Annotated in this window: 18 protein-coding genes; 13 read left to right on the forward strand and 5 right to left on the reverse strand. The window is 62.1% G+C overall.

The features are described from left to right. Positions 1-28: 28 nt before the first annotated feature. Genes J0X03_RS02890 through dhaM form a run of 4 tightly spaced genes read left to right on the forward strand, consistent with a single transcriptional unit; the run spans position 29 to position 4,334 of the window. Positions 29-1,129, forward strand: coding sequence for a glycerol dehydrogenase (locus J0X03_RS02890; protein ID WP_046897283.1), 1,101 nt, complete (start codon positions 29-31; stop codon positions 1,127-1,129). A gap of 50 nt (positions 1,130-1,179) precedes the next feature. Beyond that, the gene (gene dhaK / locus J0X03_RS02895) at positions 1,180-2,250 is read left to right on the forward strand and encodes a dihydroxyacetone kinase subunit DhaK (protein ID WP_033644603.1); all 1,071 of its coding nucleotides are present in this window, start codon (positions 1,180-1,182) and stop codon (positions 2,248-2,250) included. 9 nt (positions 2,251-2,259) lie between these two features. Next, positions 2,260-2,892 carry a dihydroxyacetone kinase subunit DhaL gene (gene dhaL / locus J0X03_RS02900; RefSeq protein WP_033644604.1) on the forward strand — a complete coding sequence of 211 codons (633 nt, stop codon included), beginning with the start codon at positions 2,260-2,262 and terminating at the stop codon, positions 2,890-2,892. A gap of 11 nt (positions 2,893-2,903) precedes the next feature. Next, positions 2,904-4,334 (forward strand): dihydroxyacetone kinase phosphoryl donor subunit DhaM, encoded by a 1,431-nt coding sequence (gene dhaM, locus J0X03_RS02905; RefSeq protein ID WP_096242603.1) that lies wholly within the window; start codon positions 2,904-2,906, stop codon positions 4,332-4,334. On the opposite strand, the gene dhaR is transcribed toward dhaM, so the two are convergent. Then, entirely contained in the window at positions 4,331-6,280 is a 1,950-nt protein-coding gene (gene dhaR, locus J0X03_RS02910; protein ID WP_116286652.1) for a dihydroxyacetone kinase operon transcriptional regulator DhaR, read from the reverse strand. The two genes, dhaM and dhaR, sit on opposite strands and share 4 nt — an antisense overlap. Positions 6,281-6,430: 150 nt before the next feature. After that, complete coding sequence (hasF, locus tag J0X03_RS02915; RefSeq protein WP_033644608.1) at positions 6,431-7,948, reverse strand: multidrug efflux transporter outer membrane subunit HasF; 1,518 nt, start codon at positions 7,946-7,948, stop codon at positions 6,431-6,433. A 347-nt stretch (positions 7,949-8,295) separates the two neighbouring features. Here hasF and nudF point away from each other — a divergent pair, with 347 nt between their 5' ends. The 6 genes from nudF (at position 8,296) to J0X03_RS02945 (ending at position 13,713) form a co-directional block, all read left to right on the forward strand. Further along, entirely contained in the window at positions 8,296-8,928 is a 633-nt protein-coding gene (gene nudF, locus J0X03_RS02920) for an ADP-ribose diphosphatase (RefSeq protein WP_004937242.1), read from the forward strand. After that, a complete protein-coding gene (locus tag J0X03_RS02925) occupies positions 8,928-9,353 on the forward strand; it encodes a DUF1249 family protein (protein ID WP_033651295.1) in 426 nt (141 codons plus the stop codon). Before nudF ends, J0X03_RS02925 begins: the two co-directional genes overlap by 1 nt. A gap of 27 nt (positions 9,354-9,380) precedes the next feature. Continuing rightward, on the forward strand, positions 9,381-10,208 hold the full coding sequence (gene cpdA / locus J0X03_RS02930) for a 3',5'-cyclic-AMP phosphodiesterase (protein WP_142076077.1): 828 nt from the start codon (positions 9,381-9,383) through the stop codon (positions 10,206-10,208). Further along, positions 10,208-10,792: an esterase YqiA gene (gene yqiA, locus J0X03_RS02935; protein ID WP_004937252.1), complete on the forward strand. Its 585-nt coding sequence runs from the start codon at positions 10,208-10,210 to the stop codon at positions 10,790-10,792. Before cpdA ends, yqiA begins: the two co-directional genes overlap by 1 nt. A 46-nt stretch (positions 10,793-10,838) precedes the next feature. Next, complete coding sequence (gene parE, locus J0X03_RS02940) at positions 10,839-12,734, forward strand: DNA topoisomerase IV subunit B (protein ID WP_025304305.1); 1,896 nt, start codon at positions 10,839-10,841, stop codon at positions 12,732-12,734. Positions 12,735-12,816: 82 nt separating this feature from the next. Further along, positions 12,817-13,713 (forward strand): LysR substrate-binding domain-containing protein, encoded by an 897-nt coding sequence (locus J0X03_RS02945; protein WP_103101378.1) that lies wholly within the window; start codon positions 12,817-12,819, stop codon positions 13,711-13,713. An 8-nt stretch (positions 13,714-13,721) separates the two neighbouring features. On the opposite strand, the gene J0X03_RS02950 is transcribed toward J0X03_RS02945, so the two are convergent. Beyond that, positions 13,722-14,030 carry a putative quinol monooxygenase gene (locus tag J0X03_RS02950; protein ID WP_033644613.1) on the reverse strand — a complete coding sequence of 103 codons (309 nt, stop codon included), beginning with the start codon at positions 14,028-14,030 and terminating at the stop codon, positions 13,722-13,724. Positions 14,031-14,063: 33 nt separating this feature from the next. After that, entirely contained in the window at positions 14,064-14,645 is a 582-nt protein-coding gene (locus J0X03_RS02955) for an NAD(P)H-dependent oxidoreductase (protein ID WP_042785391.1), read from the reverse strand. Between the two features lie 325 nt (positions 14,646-14,970). Between J0X03_RS02955 and parC the strand changes: the two genes are divergently transcribed. The 3 genes from parC to ftsP all read left to right on the forward strand — a co-directional run bounded on the left by parC (position 14,971) and on the right by ftsP (position 19,773). Continuing rightward, the gene (gene parC, locus J0X03_RS02960) at positions 14,971-17,244 is read left to right on the forward strand and encodes a DNA topoisomerase IV subunit A (RefSeq protein WP_004937261.1); all 2,274 of its coding nucleotides are present in this window, start codon (positions 14,971-14,973) and stop codon (positions 17,242-17,244) included. Positions 17,245-17,490: 246 nt separating this feature from the next. Then, positions 17,491-18,225 carry a 1-acylglycerol-3-phosphate O-acyltransferase gene (locus J0X03_RS02965; RefSeq protein ID WP_004937266.1) on the forward strand — a complete coding sequence of 245 codons (735 nt, stop codon included), beginning with the start codon at positions 17,491-17,493 and terminating at the stop codon, positions 18,223-18,225. A 132-nt stretch (positions 18,226-18,357) separates the two neighbouring features. After that, positions 18,358-19,773: a cell division protein FtsP gene (ftsP, locus tag J0X03_RS02970; RefSeq protein ID WP_033644615.1), complete on the forward strand. Its 1,416-nt coding sequence runs from the start codon at positions 18,358-18,360 to the stop codon at positions 19,771-19,773. 17 nt (positions 19,774-19,790) lie between these two features. Here the strand turns inward: ftsP and J0X03_RS02975 are convergent, their stop codons facing one another. Next, positions 19,791-20,702, reverse strand: a complete 912-nt coding sequence (locus tag J0X03_RS02975; protein ID WP_122016829.1) for a LysR family transcriptional regulator — start codon at positions 20,700-20,702, stop codon at positions 19,791-19,793. Between the last annotated feature and the right edge of the window lie 18 nt (positions 20,703-20,720).

Here is a 20,720-nt window from a genome sequence, read left to right on the forward strand (position 1 = left end):
ATCGCCAACTCCCTACAAGGATCCGGTTATGTTGAGAATCATCCAGTCACCAGGCAAATACATTCAGGGCGCCAATGCGCTGGCCGCCGTCGGCGAATACGCCAAATCCCTCGCCGACCATTATTTCGTGATCGCCGACGACTTCGTGATGCAGTTGGCGGGCGACACCCTGATGGGCAGCCTGCAGCAGCACGGCGTGAAACATCATGCGGCCCGCTTCAACGGCGAGTGCTGCCGTAAAGAGATAGACCGGCTTGGCCGCGAGCTGCAGACCCACGGCTGCCGCGGGGTGATCGGCGTCGGCGGCGGCAAGACGCTCGACACCGCCAAGGCCGTCGCCCACTACCAACGGCTGCCGGTGGTGCTCATTCCCACCATCGCCTCCACCGATGCGCCGACCAGCGCGCTGTCGGTTATCTACACCGAACAGGGCGAATTCGCCGAATACCTGATCTACCCGCGCAACCCGGACATGGTAGTGATGGACAGCGCCATCATCGCCAAAGCGCCGGTACGCCTGCTGGTAGCCGGCATGGGCGACGCGCTCTCCACCTATTTCGAAGCGCAGGCCTGCTTCGACGCTCAGGCCACCAGCATGGCCGGCGGCAAATCGACGCTGGCGGCGCTCAGTCTGGCGCGGCTGTGTTACGACACGCTGCTGGCCGAAGGGGTGAAGGCCAAGCTGGCGGTCGAGGCCGGCGTGGTGACGGAAGCGGTGGAACGCATCATTGAGGCCAATACGTATCTGAGCGGCATCGGCTTCGAGAGCAGCGGGCTGGCGGCGGCGCACGCCATTCACAACGGTTTCACCGTGCTGGAGGAGTGTCACCACCTCTATCACGGCGAAAAAGTGGCGTTCGGCACCCTGGCGCAGCTGGTGCTGCAGAACAGCCCGATGGCGCAGATTGAAACCGTGCTGGCGTTTTGTCATGGCATCGGCCTGCCGATCACGCTGGCGCAGATGGGCGTTACCGGCGACGCGGCGACGAAGACGATGGCGGTGGCCGAGGCCAGCTGCGCCGCCGGCGAAACCATTCACAACATGCCGTTCAAGGTCACCCCTGCTGGCGTGCAGGCGGCGATCCTGACGGCGGATCGGCTCGGCGCCGCCTGGCTGCTGCGTCATTGATACCGTTGGGGCGCGGTGCGCCGCGCCCCTGGCTTACAGAGGAAACCATCGTGAAAAAACTGATTAATCAGGTCGAGTCGGTGTTGGAAGAGCAGTTGCAGGGGCTGGCAGAGGCTCATCCCGAGTTGCTGGTGCATGCGGATCCGGCGTTCGTCACCCGCGCCGACGCGCCGGTAGCGGGCAAAGTGGCAATTCTGTCCGGCGGCGGCAGCGGCCACGAGCCGATGCACTGCGGTTTCGTCGGTGAAGGGATGCTCGACGGCGCCTGTCCGGGCGAGATTTTCACCTCGCCGACGCCGGATAAAATGTACGAGTGCGGTCAGGCGATCGACGGCGGCGCCGGGGTGCTGCTGCTGATCAAGAACTACACCGGCGACGTGCTCAACTTCGAAACCGCCACCGAGCTGCTGCACGACAGCGGCGTCGCGGTGGCGACGGTGCTGGTGGATGACGACGTGGCGGTCAAGGACAGCCTGTTCACCGCCGGGCGGCGCGGGGTGGCCAACACCGTGCTGATGGAGAAATTGCTGGGCGCCGCCGCGGCGCGCGGTGACGATCTGGACAGCGTGGTGACGCTGGGGCATCGCATCAACAACCACGGGCATTCGATCGGTATCGCGCTGGGCGCCTGTACCGTCCCCGCCGCCGGCAAACCCTCGTTCACCCTGGCGGAGAACGAGATGGAGTTCGGCGTCGGCATTCACGGCGAGCCGGGCATTGCGCGCCGTCCGTTCACCACGCTCAACGCGGCGGTGGATGACATGTTCCATACGCTGATCGACCACGGCCACTATCAGCGCACGATCCGCGTCTGGGATCGCCAACAGGGTGAGTGGCGCGACGAGATGCAGACCAAGCAGCCGCTGACGCGCGGCGATCGGGTGATCGCGTTGGTCAACAACCTGGGCGCCACGCCGCTGTCCGAGCTGTACGGCGTGTACCATCGGCTGGCGGAGCGCTGCGCCGAGGCGGGCATCATCATCGAACGCAACCTGGTGGGCGCGTATTGCACTTCGCTCGATATGCAGGGCGTGTCCATCACGTTGTTGAACGTGGACGACGAACTGTTGTCCTTGTGGGATGCGCCGGTGAAAACGCCTGCGCTGCGTTGGGGTTGCTGAGGAGGAATTATGGCGTTGACCAAACCACAGGTCGTCGATTGGCTGATGCGTTGCGGCGAAGTGTTCAGCCGAGAGCGCGATTTTCTTACCCAACTGGACACCGAGATCGGCGATGCCGACCACGGCCTGAACATGAATCGCGGTTTCAATAAGGTGGTGGAAAAGCTGCCGTCGGTGGCGGACAAGGATATCGGCTTTATCCTGAAAAACACCGGCATGACGCTGCTGTCGAGCGTAGGCGGCGCCAGCGGTCCGCTGTTCGGCACCTTCTTCATCCGCGCGGCGCAGGCGGCGAACGCCAAGCAAAGCCTGGATCTGGCGGAGCTGCATCAAATGATGCAGGAAGGGGTGGAAGGCGTGGTGATGCGCGGCAAGGCGGAGCCGGGCGACAAGACCATGTGCGATGCCTGGTGGCCGGTGGTGGAAAGCCTCGGCCAGTCCGCGCAGCAGAACCTGAGCGTGGCGGAGGCGCTGCAGCGCGCCGCCGACAGCGCCGAGCGGGCGGTGGAGAGCACCATCACCATGCAGGCGCGCAAGGGGCGGGCCAGTTACCTGGGCGAGCGCAGCATCGGCCACCAGGATCCCGGCGCCACTTCGGTGATGCTGATGATGAAAACGCTGGCCGAGGTCGCCGGCAGTTAGCAGGAGGCGAGATGATTAATATCGTGGTGGTGTCGCACAGCGCGTTGCTGGCGCGCGGCGTTGAGCAACTGGCGCGGCAGATGATGCGCGGCGACGGCTGCAAGTTGGCGCTGGCGGCGGGCGTGGATGACGAGGAGCACCCGATCGGTACCGACGCGGTCAACGTCATGGAGGCGATCGAAGCGGTCGCCGACGGCGATGGCATTCTGGTGCTGATGGATCTGGGCAGCGCGCTGCTCAGTGCCGAAACCGCGCTCGATCTGCTGGATCCGGAGTTGGCCGCCAAGGTGCGGCTGTGCGCCGCGCCGCTGATCGAAGGCACGCTGGCGGCGGTGGTGGCCGCCAACTCCGGCGCTTCGCTGGAGCAGGTGGTGGCGGAGGCGCAGGGGGCGCTGCAGGCCAAGCAGGCGCAGCTGAGCGAGGCTTCACCTACGGCGAAGCGCGCGGCCTTGCCGCTGGCGCAGGGCAAAAGCGCAACCTGGACGGTGCAGAACCCGCACGGACTGCACGCGCGCCCGGCGGCGCGGCTGGTCGAAGCGCTGGCGCCGTTCAAGGCCGAGCTGGTGCTGGAAAAACAGGGGCAGTGCGTCGATCCGCGCAGCCTCAATCAGCTGGCGCTGCTGCAGGTGCGCCACGGCGACACCATCCGTTTGATCGCCGACGGCGCGCAGGCGGACGAGGCGCTGGCGGCGTTCAAAACGCTGGCGGAGCAGCATTTTGGCGAGACGGTCTCCGAGCGGCAGCAGCCCTCGCTGCACGGCATTCCGGTGGCGGAAAGCGTCACCAGCGGGCCGGTGTTCCAGGCCCGCAGTGTCTGGCCGTCAGCCGCCGAGCGCCGGATCGGCGCGGACGAGGTGTTGGGCGAACAGCAACGCCTGCGGGAGGCGCTGCAGCACACGTTGAGCGATCTCAACCGGCTGGCGGAGCGCACCGGCACGCTGATCGGCAAGCCGCAGGCGGCTATCTTCGGCGCCCACAGCATGCTGCTGGACGATCCGGATCTGCAGCAGGCGGCTTACACCCGCATTGCGCAGCAGTTGTGCAGCGCCGAGCAGGCCTGGCGGCAGGTGCTGGAGGCGATCGCCGAAGAGTACCGCGAGTTGGATGACGACTACATGCGGGCGCGCGAACTGGACGTGCGCGACATGCTGCGCCGCACGCTGTGCCACCTGCAGGGGCAGCCGCTGCCGACCATTGCGCTCGCAGAGCCGTCAATACTGGTGATGGATGAGCTGATGCCCTCAGAGGTAGTGATGCTGGATCGCCGACTGGTGCTCGGCATCTGCCTGAGCGGCGGCAATGCCCTCTCGCACAGCGCCATTCTGGCGAAGGCGATGGGCATTCCGATGGTGGTCGGCATGCAGGATTGCCTGAGCAAAACCCGCAGCGGCCAGAAGGCGATGCTGGACGCCGCGCGTGGGGTGTTGCAGCTCAGCCACTAGGCGCGCAGCTTGAACTGGCGGATGTCGATCCCGTGTTGTTTGATCTTCCGCCACAGCGTGGTGCGGCCGATGCCCAGCAACTGCGCCATTTCCGTCAGTTGGCCGCGGCTGACGGTCGCCGCCCGCAGGATCGCCTGGCGCTCCATGTCCGTCAGCGTCAACAGCGGCGCGCCGGGCTGCGGATCGCTTTCCAGCAGCGACGGTTGGCCGAGCAGGTGCGCCGGCAGGTCCGCCAGCTGGATGTGGTGGCCGTGGCAAATCATTGCCGCGCGCTCCACCACCCCTTTCAGTTCCAAATCGTTGCCCGGCCACAGATAGAGCGCCAGCTGAGCCATCACCTCGTCATCCACCCGGAAGCGACACTGAAAATGTTGCTCCAGCGTGCGCAGATGGTGTTTGACCAGCAGCGGAATATCGCTCAGCCGCTGACGCAGCGGCGGGATTTGGATCTCGAACGCCTGCAGGCTGTAAAACAGCTGGCGGCGGAAGCGGTTTTGCTGCACCAGCAGCGGCAGGTCGGCGGCGCTGCCGGCGATCACCCGCACATCGACCGGGATCACCCGGCTGGAATTGAGGCGGATCACCACGCCGGTTTTCAGCACCTGCAGCAGCGCCGACTGCATCTCCGCCGGCAGGTATTCGATCTGTTCCAGGTACAGCGTGCCGCCGTTAGCCAATTCGAATTTACTGAGCTGGCCCGCCTCTTCTTCGCTGGCGTCGCTGCCCAGCAGCTCACGCAGCCCCTGCGCCTGCGGCAGCAGTTGGCAGTTGAGGGCGATATACGGCCCGGCGGCGCGTTCGCCGGCGTTGTGGATAGCCTGGCTGAGCAGCTCTTTGCCGACGCCTTCTTCTCCGCGCAACAGGATCGGATGCTGGCCTTTGGCCGCCTGCTGCCCGTAACGGATCAGTCGCCGCATTTCCAGCGAGGCGGAAGGCATCTGTTCGAAGCTGTGGCTGACGCGCCCCAGCTGGCTGCTGACATACTGGCGCAGCCGTTCGAGCGGGTGCAGCAGGGCGATGAAACTGCAGCGATCGCCGTCGAAAATCGGCTTGAGCGTCAGCAAGGCGGCGATAAACTGCCGCTGGCTTTCGAAGGTGACTTCGACGTGTTGCAGCGGTTGGCGATCGGCGATGGCGCGCTTGAGCAGCGCGGGCAGCGTCAACAGCTGCGCCAACGGCTTGCCCTGGCTCTGCTGTTCGTCCAGCTTCAACAGGCCGGCGGCGCGCTGGTTGATGTATTGCAGGTAGCCGCGGTGATCCCAGGCCATGACGCCGTCGTCCACGCCGTCCAGCAGGCCGTAAAGCTGATTCAGATGGCGGTTGGATTCCGCCAGCAGGCCGTCGGCGTTCAGCGAGTTGCCGATTTCGCGGGCGATGGCCAGCGTCAGCGACAGATCGCCGGCGGCGCAGTCGGCCAGCAGACAGCCCAGCGCGATCGAGCCGCGCTGGCGGCCGCTGTTGTCGTAGACCGGCGTGGCGCAGAACGACCAGCCGTGCAGCGCTCGGCGCACGTGTTCTTCACCGCTCACCCGCACCGGGTGGCCTTCCGCCGCCGCCAGCGCCGGGGCATTGGTGCCTATCAGCCCTTCGGCCCAGTAAGCGCCGGGGGCGAACCCCAGTTGCTGCAGATGTTCCCAGGTTTGGGCGTCGCCGCAGCGCCACAGCATGCAGCCGCTCTCGTCGAGGATCATCAGCAGGCAACGCCGCGGCTCCATGTATTCACAGGCGTCTTCCAGCGCCGCCTGGCCGAGCGTCAGCAGATCGTTCTTGCGGCGGCAAATCGATTCGAAGGTGGCGCCCTGCGCACGGTGCGGCGCTTGCCAGACATCGGGCTGCATCAGGCTGCGGCAACGCAGCCAGGAGGCGTACACCGCCGGCGTCGGGCGCAGCGGCGGCGGCAGTTCGCCGTCGTTAATCAGTTGCTGCCAACGTGAATCGTTGTCCATCGAACCTCATCCAACTGCGAAAACGAGAGTGACGATGATATCACCTGGCGCAGCGGCGGCTGTGAGGCGGCGGGCAGAAGCGGGGAAAATCGGGACAAAAAAAACGGGGCGCGGCGCAGGCCGGACCCCGTGTTTGTCAGCGTGCGGACATCAGTTGCGGAATGGGTTGCCGCTGTGGCGAGCCGGTTGGCTGGTGGTAACGGCCGGCGCGGATGCGCGAGTGGCCGCCGGTGCCGGCGCCGCAGTCTGTTGCATCGGCGCATTGTCCTGATAACCGTCCGCATAGGCGTCCTGCGCGCGGTTTTGCGGTGCGACGGCGTCAGGCGCGGTCGATACCGGCTTGCCCAACGCGCCGTTCAGCAGCAGCAGATCGTTCTGGTTCAGCGTGCCGAGCGCCGACTTGATGTTCAGCTGGTTGATCAAATAGGTATAACGCGCGTCGGACAGCTGACGTTTGGCGTTATACAGCGTGGTGGTGGCGTCCAGCACATCGACGATGGTGCGGGTACCGACCTGATAACCGGCTTCCATCGCGTCCAGGGAGCTCTGTGCGGAGATCACCGCCTGTTTGTAGGCGTTGATGCTGCTGATCGAAGCGTTAACGTTGTTGAACGATGAACGCACGGTCTGCACCACGCTGCGGTGAGCGCTTTCCAGCTGCTCGCTGGCGCCGACGAAGCCGTACTGCGCTTGTTTAACCTGCGAGTTGGTCGCGCCGCCGCTGTACAGCGGCAGGTTGAAGCTGATGCCCACTTTATTTTGGCCCGCATCGGAGTCGCTGTAGCGTGCGGCATTCGCGCCGCCGGTGTTTGAGCCGTTATATTTGGTATTGCTGATGCCGGTTGACGCGCTGACGTCAATCGTCGGCATATAGCCGGTTTGGGCTGCGCGGATCTGTTCGCGCGCCAGATCCTGGCTCAGGCGGGCGGACAGCAGGCTCAGGTTGCGCGCTTCAGCTTCTTTCAGCAGGTTGTTCACCGCTTCCGGGCGCTGGGTGCTGAAGCGATCGGTATTCAGCGAGGCCAGCTCAGGGTAGAAGCTGCCGGTGACCTGACGCAGCGTTTCCAGCGCGTTGTCCAGATCGTTGCGGGCGGAGACTTCCGCCGCCAGCACGGTGTCATAGTTCGAGCGGGCGTTCTGCACGTCGGTGATCGCCACCAGGCCCACGTTGAAGCGCTGAGTGGTTTGATCCAGCGTGCGGTACACCGCGTCTTTCTGCGCCTGGGTGTACGACAGCGTGTCGATCGCCTTCAGCACGTTAAAGTAGGCGGTGGCGGTGTTGAGAATCAGCGACTGCTCTGCGGTCTGGAAGGTGACGTCGGAGATGCCGGCGCTCTTTTCCTGCAGCGTCAGCTGGCGCCATTTCGACATGTCGAAGAGGGTCTGCGTCAACGCCAGCGAACCGCTGGTGACGTTGCTGTTAACGCCATTGCTGTCACGATAACCGTTGGTGTAATCGTAACCTGCGGTTAAACCGAGCTGCGGCAGCAGCGGGCTGCGCGCTTCATTGATCTTTTCGAATGCGGCGTCGCGGTCAGCAGCACTTTTGCGCAGATCCGGGTTACTTTCCCTGGCCTGTTTGTAGACCTGCAGCAGGTTCTCTGCCTGGCTCATTGCACTGAAGCCGCCCAGGCTCAGTCCGATAAGAAGGGGGAGCAGTTTCTTCATTTGCATTCCTTGTTGTGCAGCAATATTGCTATGTTAGCGCTGACGATAGACGAAATAGTTGCCGATTCTAGCAGAGTCTGCGGTACGCATCAGGTGGCTGAATGTGCCATCTCACGTAACTTTTACCTTTCAGACCGCCCATTTACCTTGGCGTACTGCCCGGGCCGACTGCAGCTGATATTATGGCTGACAATCAGGATTGTTTCCCGCTATTACCCGCGAGCGCACAAACGCGCCGCGTCCGGCGGCGAAAAACAGCCTAACATAAAGCGGCGGCGGTGAGACCCGCTGTTTCTGTCATCAAAACCGTTTATTTTATCGGCATACTCACGCAGGAGAATTCGCGCATGAACCGTTCGCAGCCGTCACCCGTCACCTTCGATAAAAAAGATGTAGAAATTATTGCACGCGAGACGCTGTACCGTGGTTTTTTTTCACTCAATTTATACCGGTTTCGCCATCGCTTGTTCAATGGCGAAATGAGTCCTGAAATCACGCGTGAAATTTTCGAGCGCGGCCATGCGGCGGTGCTGCTGCCCTACGACCCGGTGCGCGATGAAGTGGTGCTGATTGAACAACTGCGCATCGCCGCGGTCGATACCAGTAATTCGCCCTGGCTGCTGGAAATGGTGGCGGGTATGATCGAAACCGGCGAAAGCGTCGAAGACGTGTGCCGCCGCGAAGCGCAGGAAGAAGCCGGCGTGGTGGTCGGGCGCTGCAAGCCGGTGCTGAGCTATCTGGCCAGCCCCGGCGGCACCAGCGAACGCTTGTCGATCATGGTCGGCGAGGTGGATGCCGGCACCGCCGAAGGCATCCACGGCCTGGCGGAAGAGCATGAAGATATTCGCGTCCATGTGGTCAGCCGTGAGCAGGCTTACCGCTGGGTGGAAGAAGGCGCGATCGATAACGCCGCATCAGTGATTGCATTGCAATGGCTGGCGTTGCACCATGAATCGTTGAGAAAAGAGTGGGCCAACTAATGAAACAGCGCTATACCCCTGATTTCCCCGAAATGATGAGATTGTGCGAAACCAACTTCGCGCAATTGCGCCGCTTGCTGCCGCGCAACGACGAAGCGGGCGAAACGGTGACTTATCAGGTGAACGGCGCTAGCTATCGTTTGACCATTGTTGAGTCCACGCGTTACACGTCGCTGGTGGAGATCGAGCAGATCTTTCCGGCGGTCAGCTACTGGAGCCTGCCCGCGATGACGGTGCGGTTATACCATGACGCCATGGTTGCGGAAGTGTGTTCCAGTCAGCAGATCTACCGCTTTAAAGCGCGTTATGATTATCCTAATAAAAAGTTGCATCAACGCGACGAAAAGCATCAAATTAACCAGTTTCTTGCTGATTGGCTGCGCTACTGTTTGGCGCATGGAGCGATGGCGGTTCCGGTTTGTTAGACAGACTGAAATAACAAAGGACACCATTTGGAAAGCCTGTTTAAACTGCCCGTGGCGAGTGGGGCCGCGGTCAGGATTCTACAAATAACAGATACCCACCTTTTTGCCGGCGAACACGAGACGTTGCTCGGCATCAATACCTATCGCAGCTATCACGCGGTGCTGAACGCCATTCAGGCGCAGCGCCGCGATGTCGATTTGATCGTCGCCACGGGAGATTTGGCGCAGGATCATTCGCAGGAGGCGTACCGCCACTTCGCCGCCGGAATCGCGCAACTGCCGGCCCCGTGCGTGTGGCTGCCGGGCAACCACGATTTCCAACCGGCGATGGTCGACGCGTTGGCCGCCGCCGGCATCGCCCCTTCCAAGCAGGTGCTGCTGGGCGATAACTGGCAGGTGCTGATGTTGGACAGTCAGGTGTTCGGCGTACCGCACGGCGAGCTGAGCGAATACCAGCTCGAGTGGATGGAGCGCTGCCTGCAGGCGCACCCCGAGCGTTACACGCTGTTGCTGCTGCACCACCATCCGCTGCCTTCCGGCTGCACCTGGCTCGATCAGCACAGCCTGCGCAACCCGCATATGCTGGGCGCGATCCTGTTGCGCTACCCGAAGGTGAATACCGTGGTGTGCGGTCATATTCACCAGGATCTGGATCTGGAATGGCAGGGCCGGCGTCTGTTGGCGACGCCGTCCACCTGCGTGCAATTCAAGCCGCACTGCACTAACTTTACCATCGACGACGTCTCCCCCGGCTGGCGTTACCTCGATCTGCTGCCGGACGGCCGCGTCGAGACGCAGGTGTTCCGCCTGGAAAACGACGATTTCCGCCCCGATATGGACTCGGATGGATACTGATGCCTTCGACACTGCTCTACCTGCACGGTTTCAACAGCTCGCCGCAGTCGGCCAAGGCGGTGGCCTTCAAGGCCTGGCTGGCCGAACACCATCCCGCTATCGAGATGCTGGTGCCGCAGCTGCCGGCCTTTCCGGCGGAGGCCGCCGAAATGCTGGAAAATCTGGTGCTGGAACGCGCCGGACAAACGCTCGGATTGGTGGGGTCCTCGCTGGGCGGCTATTACGCCACCTGGCTGTCGCAGTGTTTTTCGCTGCCGGCGGTGGTGGTCAACCCGGCGGTCAAGCCGTTTGAGCTGCTGGTCGACTATCTCGGCGCCAACGAGAACCCCTACACCGGCCAGCAATATGTGTTAGAGTCTCGTCACGTTTACGATCTGAAAGTGATGCAGATCGATCCTTTGGAGTCGCCGGATTTAATCTGGCTGCTGCAGCAAACGGGCGATGAAATTCTCGATTACGGCCAGGCAGTGGCGTATTACACCGCGTGTCGGCAAACGGTGGAGTCGGGTGGAAACCACGCCTTCGTCGGTTTCGAGCACTACTTCCCCCAGATTGTGGATTTTTTAGGGCTAAACGCGGTCTGACGGACCGTTCCGGCACCTCCCTTTAACCACGAAAAAATAATCAACGATGACTCAATCCAGCTATAACGCTGATGCCATTGAAGTACTCAGCGGTCTAGAACCAGTGCGCCGTCGTCCCGGCATGTATACCGACACGACGCGCCCAAACCACCTCGGCCAAGAGGTGATCGATAACAGCGTCGACGAAGCGTTGGCCGGACACGCCAAGCGTATCGACGTGATCCTGCACGCCGATCAGTCGCTGGAAGTGATCGACGACGGCCGCGGCATGCCGGTGGACATCCACCCGGAAGAGGGCGTGCCGGCGGTTGAGTTGATCCTGTGCCGACTGCACGCCGGCGGTAAATTCTCGAATAAAAACTACCAGTTCTCCGGCGGCCTGCACGGCGTGGGGATCTCGGTGGTCAACGCCCTGTCGAAGCGGGTAGAAGTCAACGTGCGCCGCGACGGCAACGTCTACGGCATCGCCTTCGAAAACGGCGACAAAGTGCAAGATCTGACGGTGACCGGCACCTGCGGCAAACGCAACACCGGCACCAGCGTGCACTTCTGGCCGGACGAACAGTTCTTCGACAGCCCGCGTTTCTCGGTATCGCGCCTCACTCACCTGCTGAAAGCCAAAGCGGTGCTGTGCCCCGGCGTTGAGATCTATTTCATCGACAAGGTGAACAACACCGAGCAGCGCTGGTGCTACCAGGACGGCCTGACCGACTATCTGATGGAAGCGGTTAACGGCCTGATCACCCTGCCGGAAGCGCCGTTCGTCGGCAATTTCGCCGGTGATACCGAAGCGGTGGACTGGGCGCTGCTGTGGCTGCCGGAAGGCGGCGAGCTGCTGACCGAAAGCTACGTCAACCTGATCCCGACCATGCAGGGTGGCACCCATGTCAACGGCCTGCGTCAGGGGCTGCTGGACGCGATGCGCGAGTTCTGCGAATTCCGCAACATCCTGCCGCGCGGCGTGAAGCTGTCGGCGGAGGATATTTGGGATCGCTGCGCTTACGTGCTGTCGGTGAAGATGCAGGATCCGCAGTTCGCCGGGCAGACCAAAGAGCGTCTCTCTTCGCGTCAGTGCGCGGCCTTCGTTTCCGGCGTGGTGAAAGATGCCTTCAGCCTGTGGCTGAACCAGAACGTTCAGGCGGCGGAACAGCTGGCCGAGCTGGCGATTTCCAGCGCCCAACGCCGTCTGCGTGCCGCCAAGAAAGTGGTGCGCAAGAAGCTGACCAGCGGGCCGGCGCTGCCGGGCAAGCTGGCGGACTGCACCTCGCAGGATCTGGCCATGACCGAACTGTTCCTGGTGGAAGGGGACTCGGCGGGCGGATCGGCCAAGCAGGCGCGCGATCGCGAATATCAGGCGATCATGCCGCTGAAGGGCAAGATCCTGAATACCTGGGAAGTCTCCTCGGACGAAGTGCTGGCCTCGCAGGAAGTGCATGACATTTCCGTGGCGATCGGCATCGATCCGGACAGCGAAGATCTCAGCCAGTTGCGCTACGGCAAAATCTGCATCCTGGCGGATGCGGACTCCGACGGCCTGCACATCGCTACGCTGCTGTGCGCGCTGTTCGTGCGCCACTTCCGTTCGCTGGTGAAAGGCGGGCACGTTTATGTGGCCATGCCGCCGCTGTACCGCATCGATCTCGGTAAAGAAGTGTTCTACGCGCTGGATGAAGAAGAGAAGGCCGGCGTGCTGGAACAGCTGAAGCGCAAGAAAGGCAAGCCGAACGTCCAGCGCTTTAAAGGGCTGGGCGAGATGAACCCGCTGCAGCTGCGCGAAACCACCCTCGATCCGAACACCCGCCGTCTGGTGCAATTGACGGTCGCGGAAGATGATGTCGATCAGACGCTGGCGGTGATGGACATGCTGTTGGCCAAGAAGCGTTCGGAAGATCGCCGCAACTGGCTGCAAGACAAGGGCGACATGGCCGAATTGGCGGTCTGAGCCTGACCCTGGCCCGGTGAAACGCCGGGCCGGCTTTCCCGCAGGGCGTTCATGCGGCGCCCGATAACCTGGGCCGGAATGCATGAAGATCACGCTCGAAGAATTGCTGGCGTTCACTTCGGTGGTCGACAGCGGTTCCATCACCGCCGCCGCCGATCGGCTCGGCCAGACGACTTCCGGCATCAGCCGCGCGCTCAGCCGCCTGGAGAATAAGCTCGATACCACCCTGATGCGCCGCACTACGCGTCGCCTGGAGCTGACCGAAGAGGGGCAAAGCTTCCTGAGCCATGCGCGTACGATCATCAACTCGGTGGAAAATGCCGAAGAACAAATGGCGGTGCGCCGGCAGATGCCGGCCGGGCGACTGCGGATCAATGCGGCTGCGCCTTTTATGGAGCACGTCATCGTGCCGCTGGTGGCGGGGTTCAGGGAACGTTATCCGCAAATTTCGCTCGAGCTGAACACCGACAATCTGATTATCGATCTGCTGGAAAAACGCACGGATATCGCCATTCGCATCGGCGCGTTGCGCGATTCGACCATTCATGCGCGCGCGCTGGGCGCCAGCCGGTTGCGCATCCTCGCCAGCCCGGCTTATCTGCAGCAGCACGGCACGCCGCAGAGCGTGGAGGCGTTGCACCGGCATTGTCTGCTCGGTTTTACCCAGCCGGAATCGCTGAACCAGTGGCCGTTGCGCTATCGCCAGGCGCCGCATTTCACCATCACGCCGACGATCTCGGCGTCCAGCGGTGAAACGCTGCGGCAATTGGCGCTGCGGGGCGAGGGGATCGTACAGCTGGCAGACTTTATGACCCGACGCGATCGGGAAGCGGGCAGGTTGGTGACGTTGCTGGAGCAGGAGACGCTGGACGTGCGCCAGCCGATTAATGCGGTGTATTACCGCAATACGCAATTGGCGGCGCGCATCACCTGTTTTCTTGACTACGTCAGCGCGCACATCGACGCGCAAACGTTATAAGGCGGAGCTTACAGGGCGTTTTCCAGGATGTAGATCTCGGTGTCCAGCACGCTGTCTTTGAGGGTGTCGCGGTGTTTGAGCATATGCTCAATGGCCAGATGTTTTTCCAGATGCGCCATGCTTTCCCATTTCTCCAGCATGAACACCGAATCCGGCGACCGCTTCTGCCACGGCGCCTGGGTATTGCTGTCGACCATCGGCGTGTATTCGCCGCAACCCTCTTCCGCCAGCACCAGCGGCACCAGCTTTTCAATGGCTTGCAGTACGGTGGCGCGGTGGCCGGGTTTCACTTTGATTTCTGCGATTACGGTGATCATGCTTACCTCGTTGATGAGTATGTTCTGCGTCAGTTAAGCAAAAATTTTCGCCAGATGCTCGCGATAACGTGCGATGTCCGCTTCGATATCCGGTTGTTTTATCACGTCATTGCAGATAAAGGTCGGCAGCGCTTCCATTCCCAGGAACTGGTTGGCCTTGTGGAAGTGCAGGTAAACGCCGTCGACGCCGACGCCGTGGAAGAACTGATCGGGATCGGTGAAGGCCTCCAGCGGGGCGTTCCAGGTCAGGCTCAGCAGGTATTTTTTGCCCTGGATCAGGCCGCCGGAGCCATATTTTTTGCTTTCGTCAGAACGAGAGCGGCCGTCGCTGGCATACAGGCTGCCGTGACCGGCGGTGAACACTTCATCGATGTATTTTTTCAGGATCCAGGGTTCGCCCATCCACCAGCCCGGCATCTGGTAGATGACCGCGTCGGCCCACAGGTATTTCTTTACCTCTGCTTCGATGTCATAACCGTCGTCGACCACGGTGACCTGCACATCGTGCTGCAGATCGCGCAGGAAGCTTTCCGCCACGTCGCTCAGGGTTTGGTTGAGTTCGCCGTTGGAATGGCCGAATTGTTTTTTAGCGTTGATAATCAGGATATTGCTCATCTTTCGCGGCTCCCGTCAGAGTTAAGATATGGCATGCTTCCCGCCGAAAAGGCGGAAACCAGCTCGCTGGCGACGAGTGTAATCGTTAGGCGGGCAAGTAAAAATGCGATCCAGCGCACAACAGTGTTGACTGCCAGTCAATAAACGGGCCGCCAGGCAGCGAAATTTTGCATAAACCGCATCGCGCAACCGGCCGCCGCCGGCGATCCTTGCGCCAACTGTGACAGCCACCCTGCAGATGGGTTACTATCGCGGGCAGAATCGACAAGCGATGCCTTTTGTCGTCCAAGGGATTGCCAAGCCACGGTCTGAGGATAATTGAGTAATGAGTGATCTGACTCATGACGGTGTAGAGCGTTTACCGCTGCACACATTCACTGAAAACGCCTATCTGAACTATTCCATGTACGTCATCATGGATCGGGCGTTGCCGTACATTGGCGACGGTTTGAAGCCGGTACAACGCCGCATCATCTACGCCATGTCTGAACTGGGGCTGACCAACAGCGCCAAATTCAAGAAGTCCGCCCGCACCGTGGGCGACGTGTTGGGTAAATATCACCCGCACGGCGACAGCGCGTGTTATGAAGCCATGGTGCTGATGGCGCAGCCGTTCTCGTATCGCTATCCGCTGGTGGACGGCCAGGGGAACTGGGGTGCGCCGGACGATCCCAAGTCGTTCGCGGCGATGCGTTATACCGAATCGCGCCTGTCCAAATACGCCGAGGTCTTGCTGGCCGAGCTGGGCCAGGGCACGGTCGACTGGATCCCGAACTTTGACGGCACGCTGCAAGAGCCGAAGATGCTGCCGGCGCGCCTGCCGAACATCCTGCTGAACGGCACCACCGGCATCGCGGTCGGCATGGCGACCGACATTCCGCCGCACAACGTGCGCGAAGTCGCCGCCGCCGCGGTGGCGCTGCTCGACAAGCCGGGCGCCTCGCTCGATGACCTGCTCGAGTTCGTACAGGGGCCGGACTTCCCGACCGAAGCCGAGATCATCACCCCGCGCGATGAAATTCGCAAAATTTACCAGAGCGGCCGCGGCTCGGTGCGCATGCGCGCCGTGTGGAAGAAAGAGGATGGCAGCGCGGTGATCACCGCCTTGCCGCATCAGGTTTCCGGCGCCAAGGTGCTGGAGCAGATAGCCAGCCAGATGCGCGCCAAGAAGCTGCCGATGGTCGAAGACCTGCGCGACGAATCCGATCACGAGAACCCGACGCGTCTGGTGATCGTGCCACGTTCCAACCGCATCGATCTGGAGCAGGTGATGAATCACCTGTTCGCCACCACCGATCTGGAGCGCAGCTACCGCATCAACATGAACATGATCGGTCTGGACAACCGCCCGCAGGTGAAAGGGCTGGTGGAGATCCTCACCGAATGGCTGGCCTACCGTCGCGATACGGTGCGTCGCCGCCTGAACTACCGCCTCGAGAAGGTGCTCAAGCGCCTGCATATCCTCGAAGGCTTGCTGGTGGCGTTCCTCAACATCGACGAGGTGATCCACATCATCCGCAGCGAGGATGAGCCGAAGCCGGTGCTGATGCAGCGTTTCGGCATCTCCGATACTCAGGCGGAAGCGATCCTCGAGCTGAAACTGCGTCACCTGGCCAAGCTGGAAGAGGTCAAGATCCGCGGCGAGCAGGACGAACTGGCGAAAGAGCGCGATCAGCTGCAGGCGCTGCTGGCGTCCGAACGCAAGCTGAATACGCTGATTAAGAAAGAGATCCAGGCCGATGCGCAGACCTACGGCGACGATCGCCGTTCGCCGCTGACCGAGCGCGCGGAAGCCAAGGCGATGAGCGAGCACGACTTCGTGCCGTCCGAACCGGTGACCATCGTGCTGTCGGAAATGGGCTGGGTGCGCAGCGCCAAGGGCCATGACATCGATCCGACCGGGTTGAGCTACAAGGCTGGCGACAGCTTCCGCGGCGCGGCGCGCGGCAAGAGCAATCAGCCGGTGGTGTTTATCGACTCTACCGGGCGCAGCTATGCGCTCGATCCGATGACGCTGCCTTCGGCGCGCGGGCAGGGCGAGCCGCTGACCGGCAAGCTGACGCCGCCGCCGGGCGCCACCATCGAGCAGGTGCTGATGGCGGCCGACGATCAGAAGCTGCTGATGGCGTCTGACGCCGGTTACGGTTTCGTCTGCACCTTTAACGATCTGGTGGCGCGCAACCGCGCCGGCAAGGTGATGATCACGCTGCCGGACAACGCCAGAGCGCTGCCGCCGATGGAAATTCACGGCGCAGACGATATGCTGCTGTCGATCACCGCCGCCGGGCGCATGCTGATGTTCCCGGTCGCCGATCTGCCGCAGCTGTCGAAGGGCAAGGGCAACAAGATCGTCTCCATTCCGGCGGCGCAGGCCGCCGCCGGTGAAGACAAGCTGGCCTGGCTGTTCGTGCTGCCGCCGCAGGCGTCCGTCACGCTGCACGTCGGCAAACGCAAGCTGACGCTGCGCCCGGAAGATCTGCAGAAGTTCCGTGCGGAACGCGGCCGCAAGGGCACCCAACTGCCGCGCGGCCTGCAGCGCATCGATCGCGTCGAAGTGGATGCGCCGGTGCGGGCGTCGGGTGGCGACAGCGAAGAGTAAGCGTTGGCACCAGCGTTAACGGGCGGTCGCAGCATGCTGTGGCCGCCTTATTTATTTTTGCTGGCGTTTATTTTCCAAATAGTTAACATTTCTGCGCATAAAATTATTGTGCGTACTGCCGCCTGGCGGGAAAATAGCGAGAAATGCAGGCGACATAGGCGTGCTTTCCGCCTGGTCGGCAAATAATGAGTAAAGGAATCTGCGCAGCGAAGTAAACTGCGTTGGCAGTGTGCTAATGAGGTTGTTATGTTATTGATTTTGCGTGCCGTTCTCGCCACTCTTTTCTGTATTCTGGTGTGTATTTTCGGTTCGGTTTATTGCTTGTTCAGTCCGCGTAATCCTCGCCATGTGGCGACCTTCGGCCATCTTTTCGGCCGTCTGTCGACGCTGTTCGGCATCAAGGTTGAAACCCGCGTGCCGGCCGATGCGGCCAACAACGGCAACTGCATCTATATCGCCAACCACCAAAATAACTACGACATGGTGACGGCCTCTAATATCGTGCAGCCGCGCACCGTGACGGTCGGTAAAAAAAGTCTGGTGTGGATCCCGTTTTTCGGCCCGCTGTATTGGCTGACCGGTAATCTGCTGATAGATCGTGATAATCGCGCCAAGGCGCACGGTACCATCGCCCAAGTGGCGGAGCAGTTCAAGAAGAAAGACATTTCGATCTGGATGTTCCCGGAAGGGACCCGCAGCCGCGGCCGTGGGCTGATGCCGTTTAAAACCGGCGCGTTCCACGCGGCCATCGCCGCCGGCGTGCCGATTGTGCCTATCTGCGTATCCACCACCAGCGGTAATATAAATCTTAATCGCTGGAATAACGGCCATGTGATCGTCGAGATGTTGGCGCCGGTGGATACCAGCAAATACGGCAAAGAAAACGTGCGCGAGCTGGCGGCCCATTGCCGCGAGCTGATGGAGGCGAAAATCGCCGAATTGGACGCCGAAGTCGCCCAGCGCAACGCCGCCAAAAAATAAGAGTCTACCGGCTTCAAAGAAGAGTTCTTTAATTGGCGTTCAGCGCCGTTAACGCCTGAGCGCCTGCTAATCTTGATTGGCGGGCGTTTGGGTTTTGCACACGGTTTAGTTATTGCTTTTCATGGAGAAAATATGTCACTCAGTCGACGTCAGTTTTTACAGGCATCGGGCCTGGCGCTGTGCGCGGGCGCCGTGCCGCTGAGGGCTGAGGCGAGCGGAACGCAGACCCCATTACCCATTCCCCCGCTGCTGGAGTCTCGCCGCGGTCAGCCGCTGTTCCTGACCTTGCAGCGCGCCCACTGGGCGTTTATGGATAACCGCAAAGCGGCGGTGTGGGGCATCAACGGCATGTACCTGGGGCCGACGGTGCGGGTTTACAGCGGCGACGACGTCAAACTGATCTACAGCAACCGCCTGCAGGAGCCGGTGGCGATGACCATCAGCGGTCTGCAGGTGCCGGGCACGCTGATGGGCGGCGCGCCGCGCATGATGTCGCCCAACGTCGACTGGTCGCCGGTGCTGCCCATTCGTCAGGCGGCGGCTACCTGCTGGTACCACGCCAACACGCCAAACCGCATGGCGCCGCATGTGTATAACGGGCTGGCCGGATTGTGGCTGGTGGAGGATGCCGTCAGCAAAGCGCTGCCGCTGCCCAACCACTACGGCGTCGACGATTTCCCGCTGATCATTCAGGACAAACGCTTCGATAACTTCGGCACGCCGCAATACGATGCGCCGTCGCAGGGCGGCTTCGTCGGCGATACGCTGTTGGTCAACGGCGTGCAAAACCCGTATGTCGACGTGTCGCGCGGCTGGGTGCGTTTGCGTTTGCTCAACGCCTCCAACGCGCGGCGTTATACCCTGCAGCTCAGCGACGGGCGGCCGTTCAACGTGATCGCCAGCGATCAGGGCTTCCTGCCTGCGCCGGTTGCGGTGCAGCAGCTGTCGTTGGCGCCGGGCGAGCGCCGGGAAGTGCTGATCGACATGTCGAAGGGCGACGAGGTGACCATCACCGCCGGTGAAGCGGCGGGCATCATGGATCGCCTGCGCGGCCTGTTCGAGCCGTCGAGCATTCTGGTGTCCACCCAGGTGCTGACGCTGCGCCCGACCGGCCTGCTGCCGCTGGTGACCGACAACCTGCCGATGCGCCTGCTGGCGGATCAGCTGTTGGACGGCAGCGCCAGCCGCACCCGCGATTTCCGCCTGGGCGACGGCGGCGTCGGCATCAACGGCGCAATTTGGGACATGAACCGCATCGACGTACAGGCGCAGCAAGGCACCTGGGAACGCTGGAACATTCATGCGGATACGCCGCAGTCGTTCCATATTCAGGGCGTGCAGTTCCTGATTAAACGCGTCAACGGCGCGCAGCCGATGGCGGAAGATCGCGGCTGGAAGGATACCGTCTGGGTCGATGGCGACGTCGAGCTGCTGGTGTATTTCAACCAATCCACCTCCGAACACTTCCCGTTCCTGTATTACAGCCAGACGCTGGAGATGGCCGATCGCGGCACCGCCGGCCAGCTGATGGTGCAGCCGACGATGTAACCCGCTCTGCGGGCCGCTTAGGGCGCCCGCAGCATCGCCAAAAAAGCCTGCACCACCGGCGTGACGCTGTCGGTACGGTATACCGCATACAGATCCGCCGGGGGCGCCTGCTGCAGCGAGCAAAACCGCACGCCGGGCCACGGGATGCGGCCGTAGCTGTCCGGCAGCAGCGTAATGCCGCAGCCTTCCGCCACCAGCGCCAGCAGGGTTTGCGGTTCATTGACCTGATAAGCGACGTCCGGCAAAAATCCCTGCTGCAGACACAGATTGTGCAGATACAGCCCCAGGCTGGCCTCATGCGGCGGCAGCACGATGAAGCTGTTGTTTTGCAGCGCCGCCAGCGGGATATTCTCCTGCTGCGCCAGCGGATGATCGAGCGGCAGCACCACGGCGATGCTTTCGCGCGCCAACCGTTGGCAGGTCAACCCCGGCAGCGTCTGTTGCTGCGCCTCTCGCCAGACCCCGATATCGATATGCCGCTTTTGCAGCGCGGTGATTTGCTGGCTGGGCGTCAGCTCATTCAACGACCAGGTAGCGCCGACGCTCTGCTCGCTGAATCGCCGCAGCGCCGCGATCAGCCCGCCCCAGGCCGAGGTGCCGACCATGCCGACCACCATGTGGCCGCCTTCGCCGCGCCCCATTTGTTGCACCTGATGCAGCGCGCTGTCGGCCTGATCCAGCAGCCGCTCGACGTTGCGCAGCAGCGTGCGGCCAGCCGGCGTCAGCGTCATGGAGCGGGTGGTGCGTTTGAACAGTACCACGCCGAGCTGGCTCTCCAGTTCCTTGATGTGCTTGCTGAGCGGCGGCTGTGACATATTCAACCGCCGCGCCGCCTGAGTGAAATTCATCTCTTCCGCCACCACGCGGAAATAGTGCAGTAGGCGGAAGTTAATCCGACCGGGATCGGGCAGGGCATGGGGCGGGTTCATCCGGGGTATCGCCTCCTG

It is taken from the genome of Serratia ureilytica (genome assembly GCF_017309605.1).
GTDB classification, from domain to species: Bacteria; Pseudomonadota; Gammaproteobacteria; order Enterobacterales; family Enterobacteriaceae; genus Serratia; species Serratia ureilytica.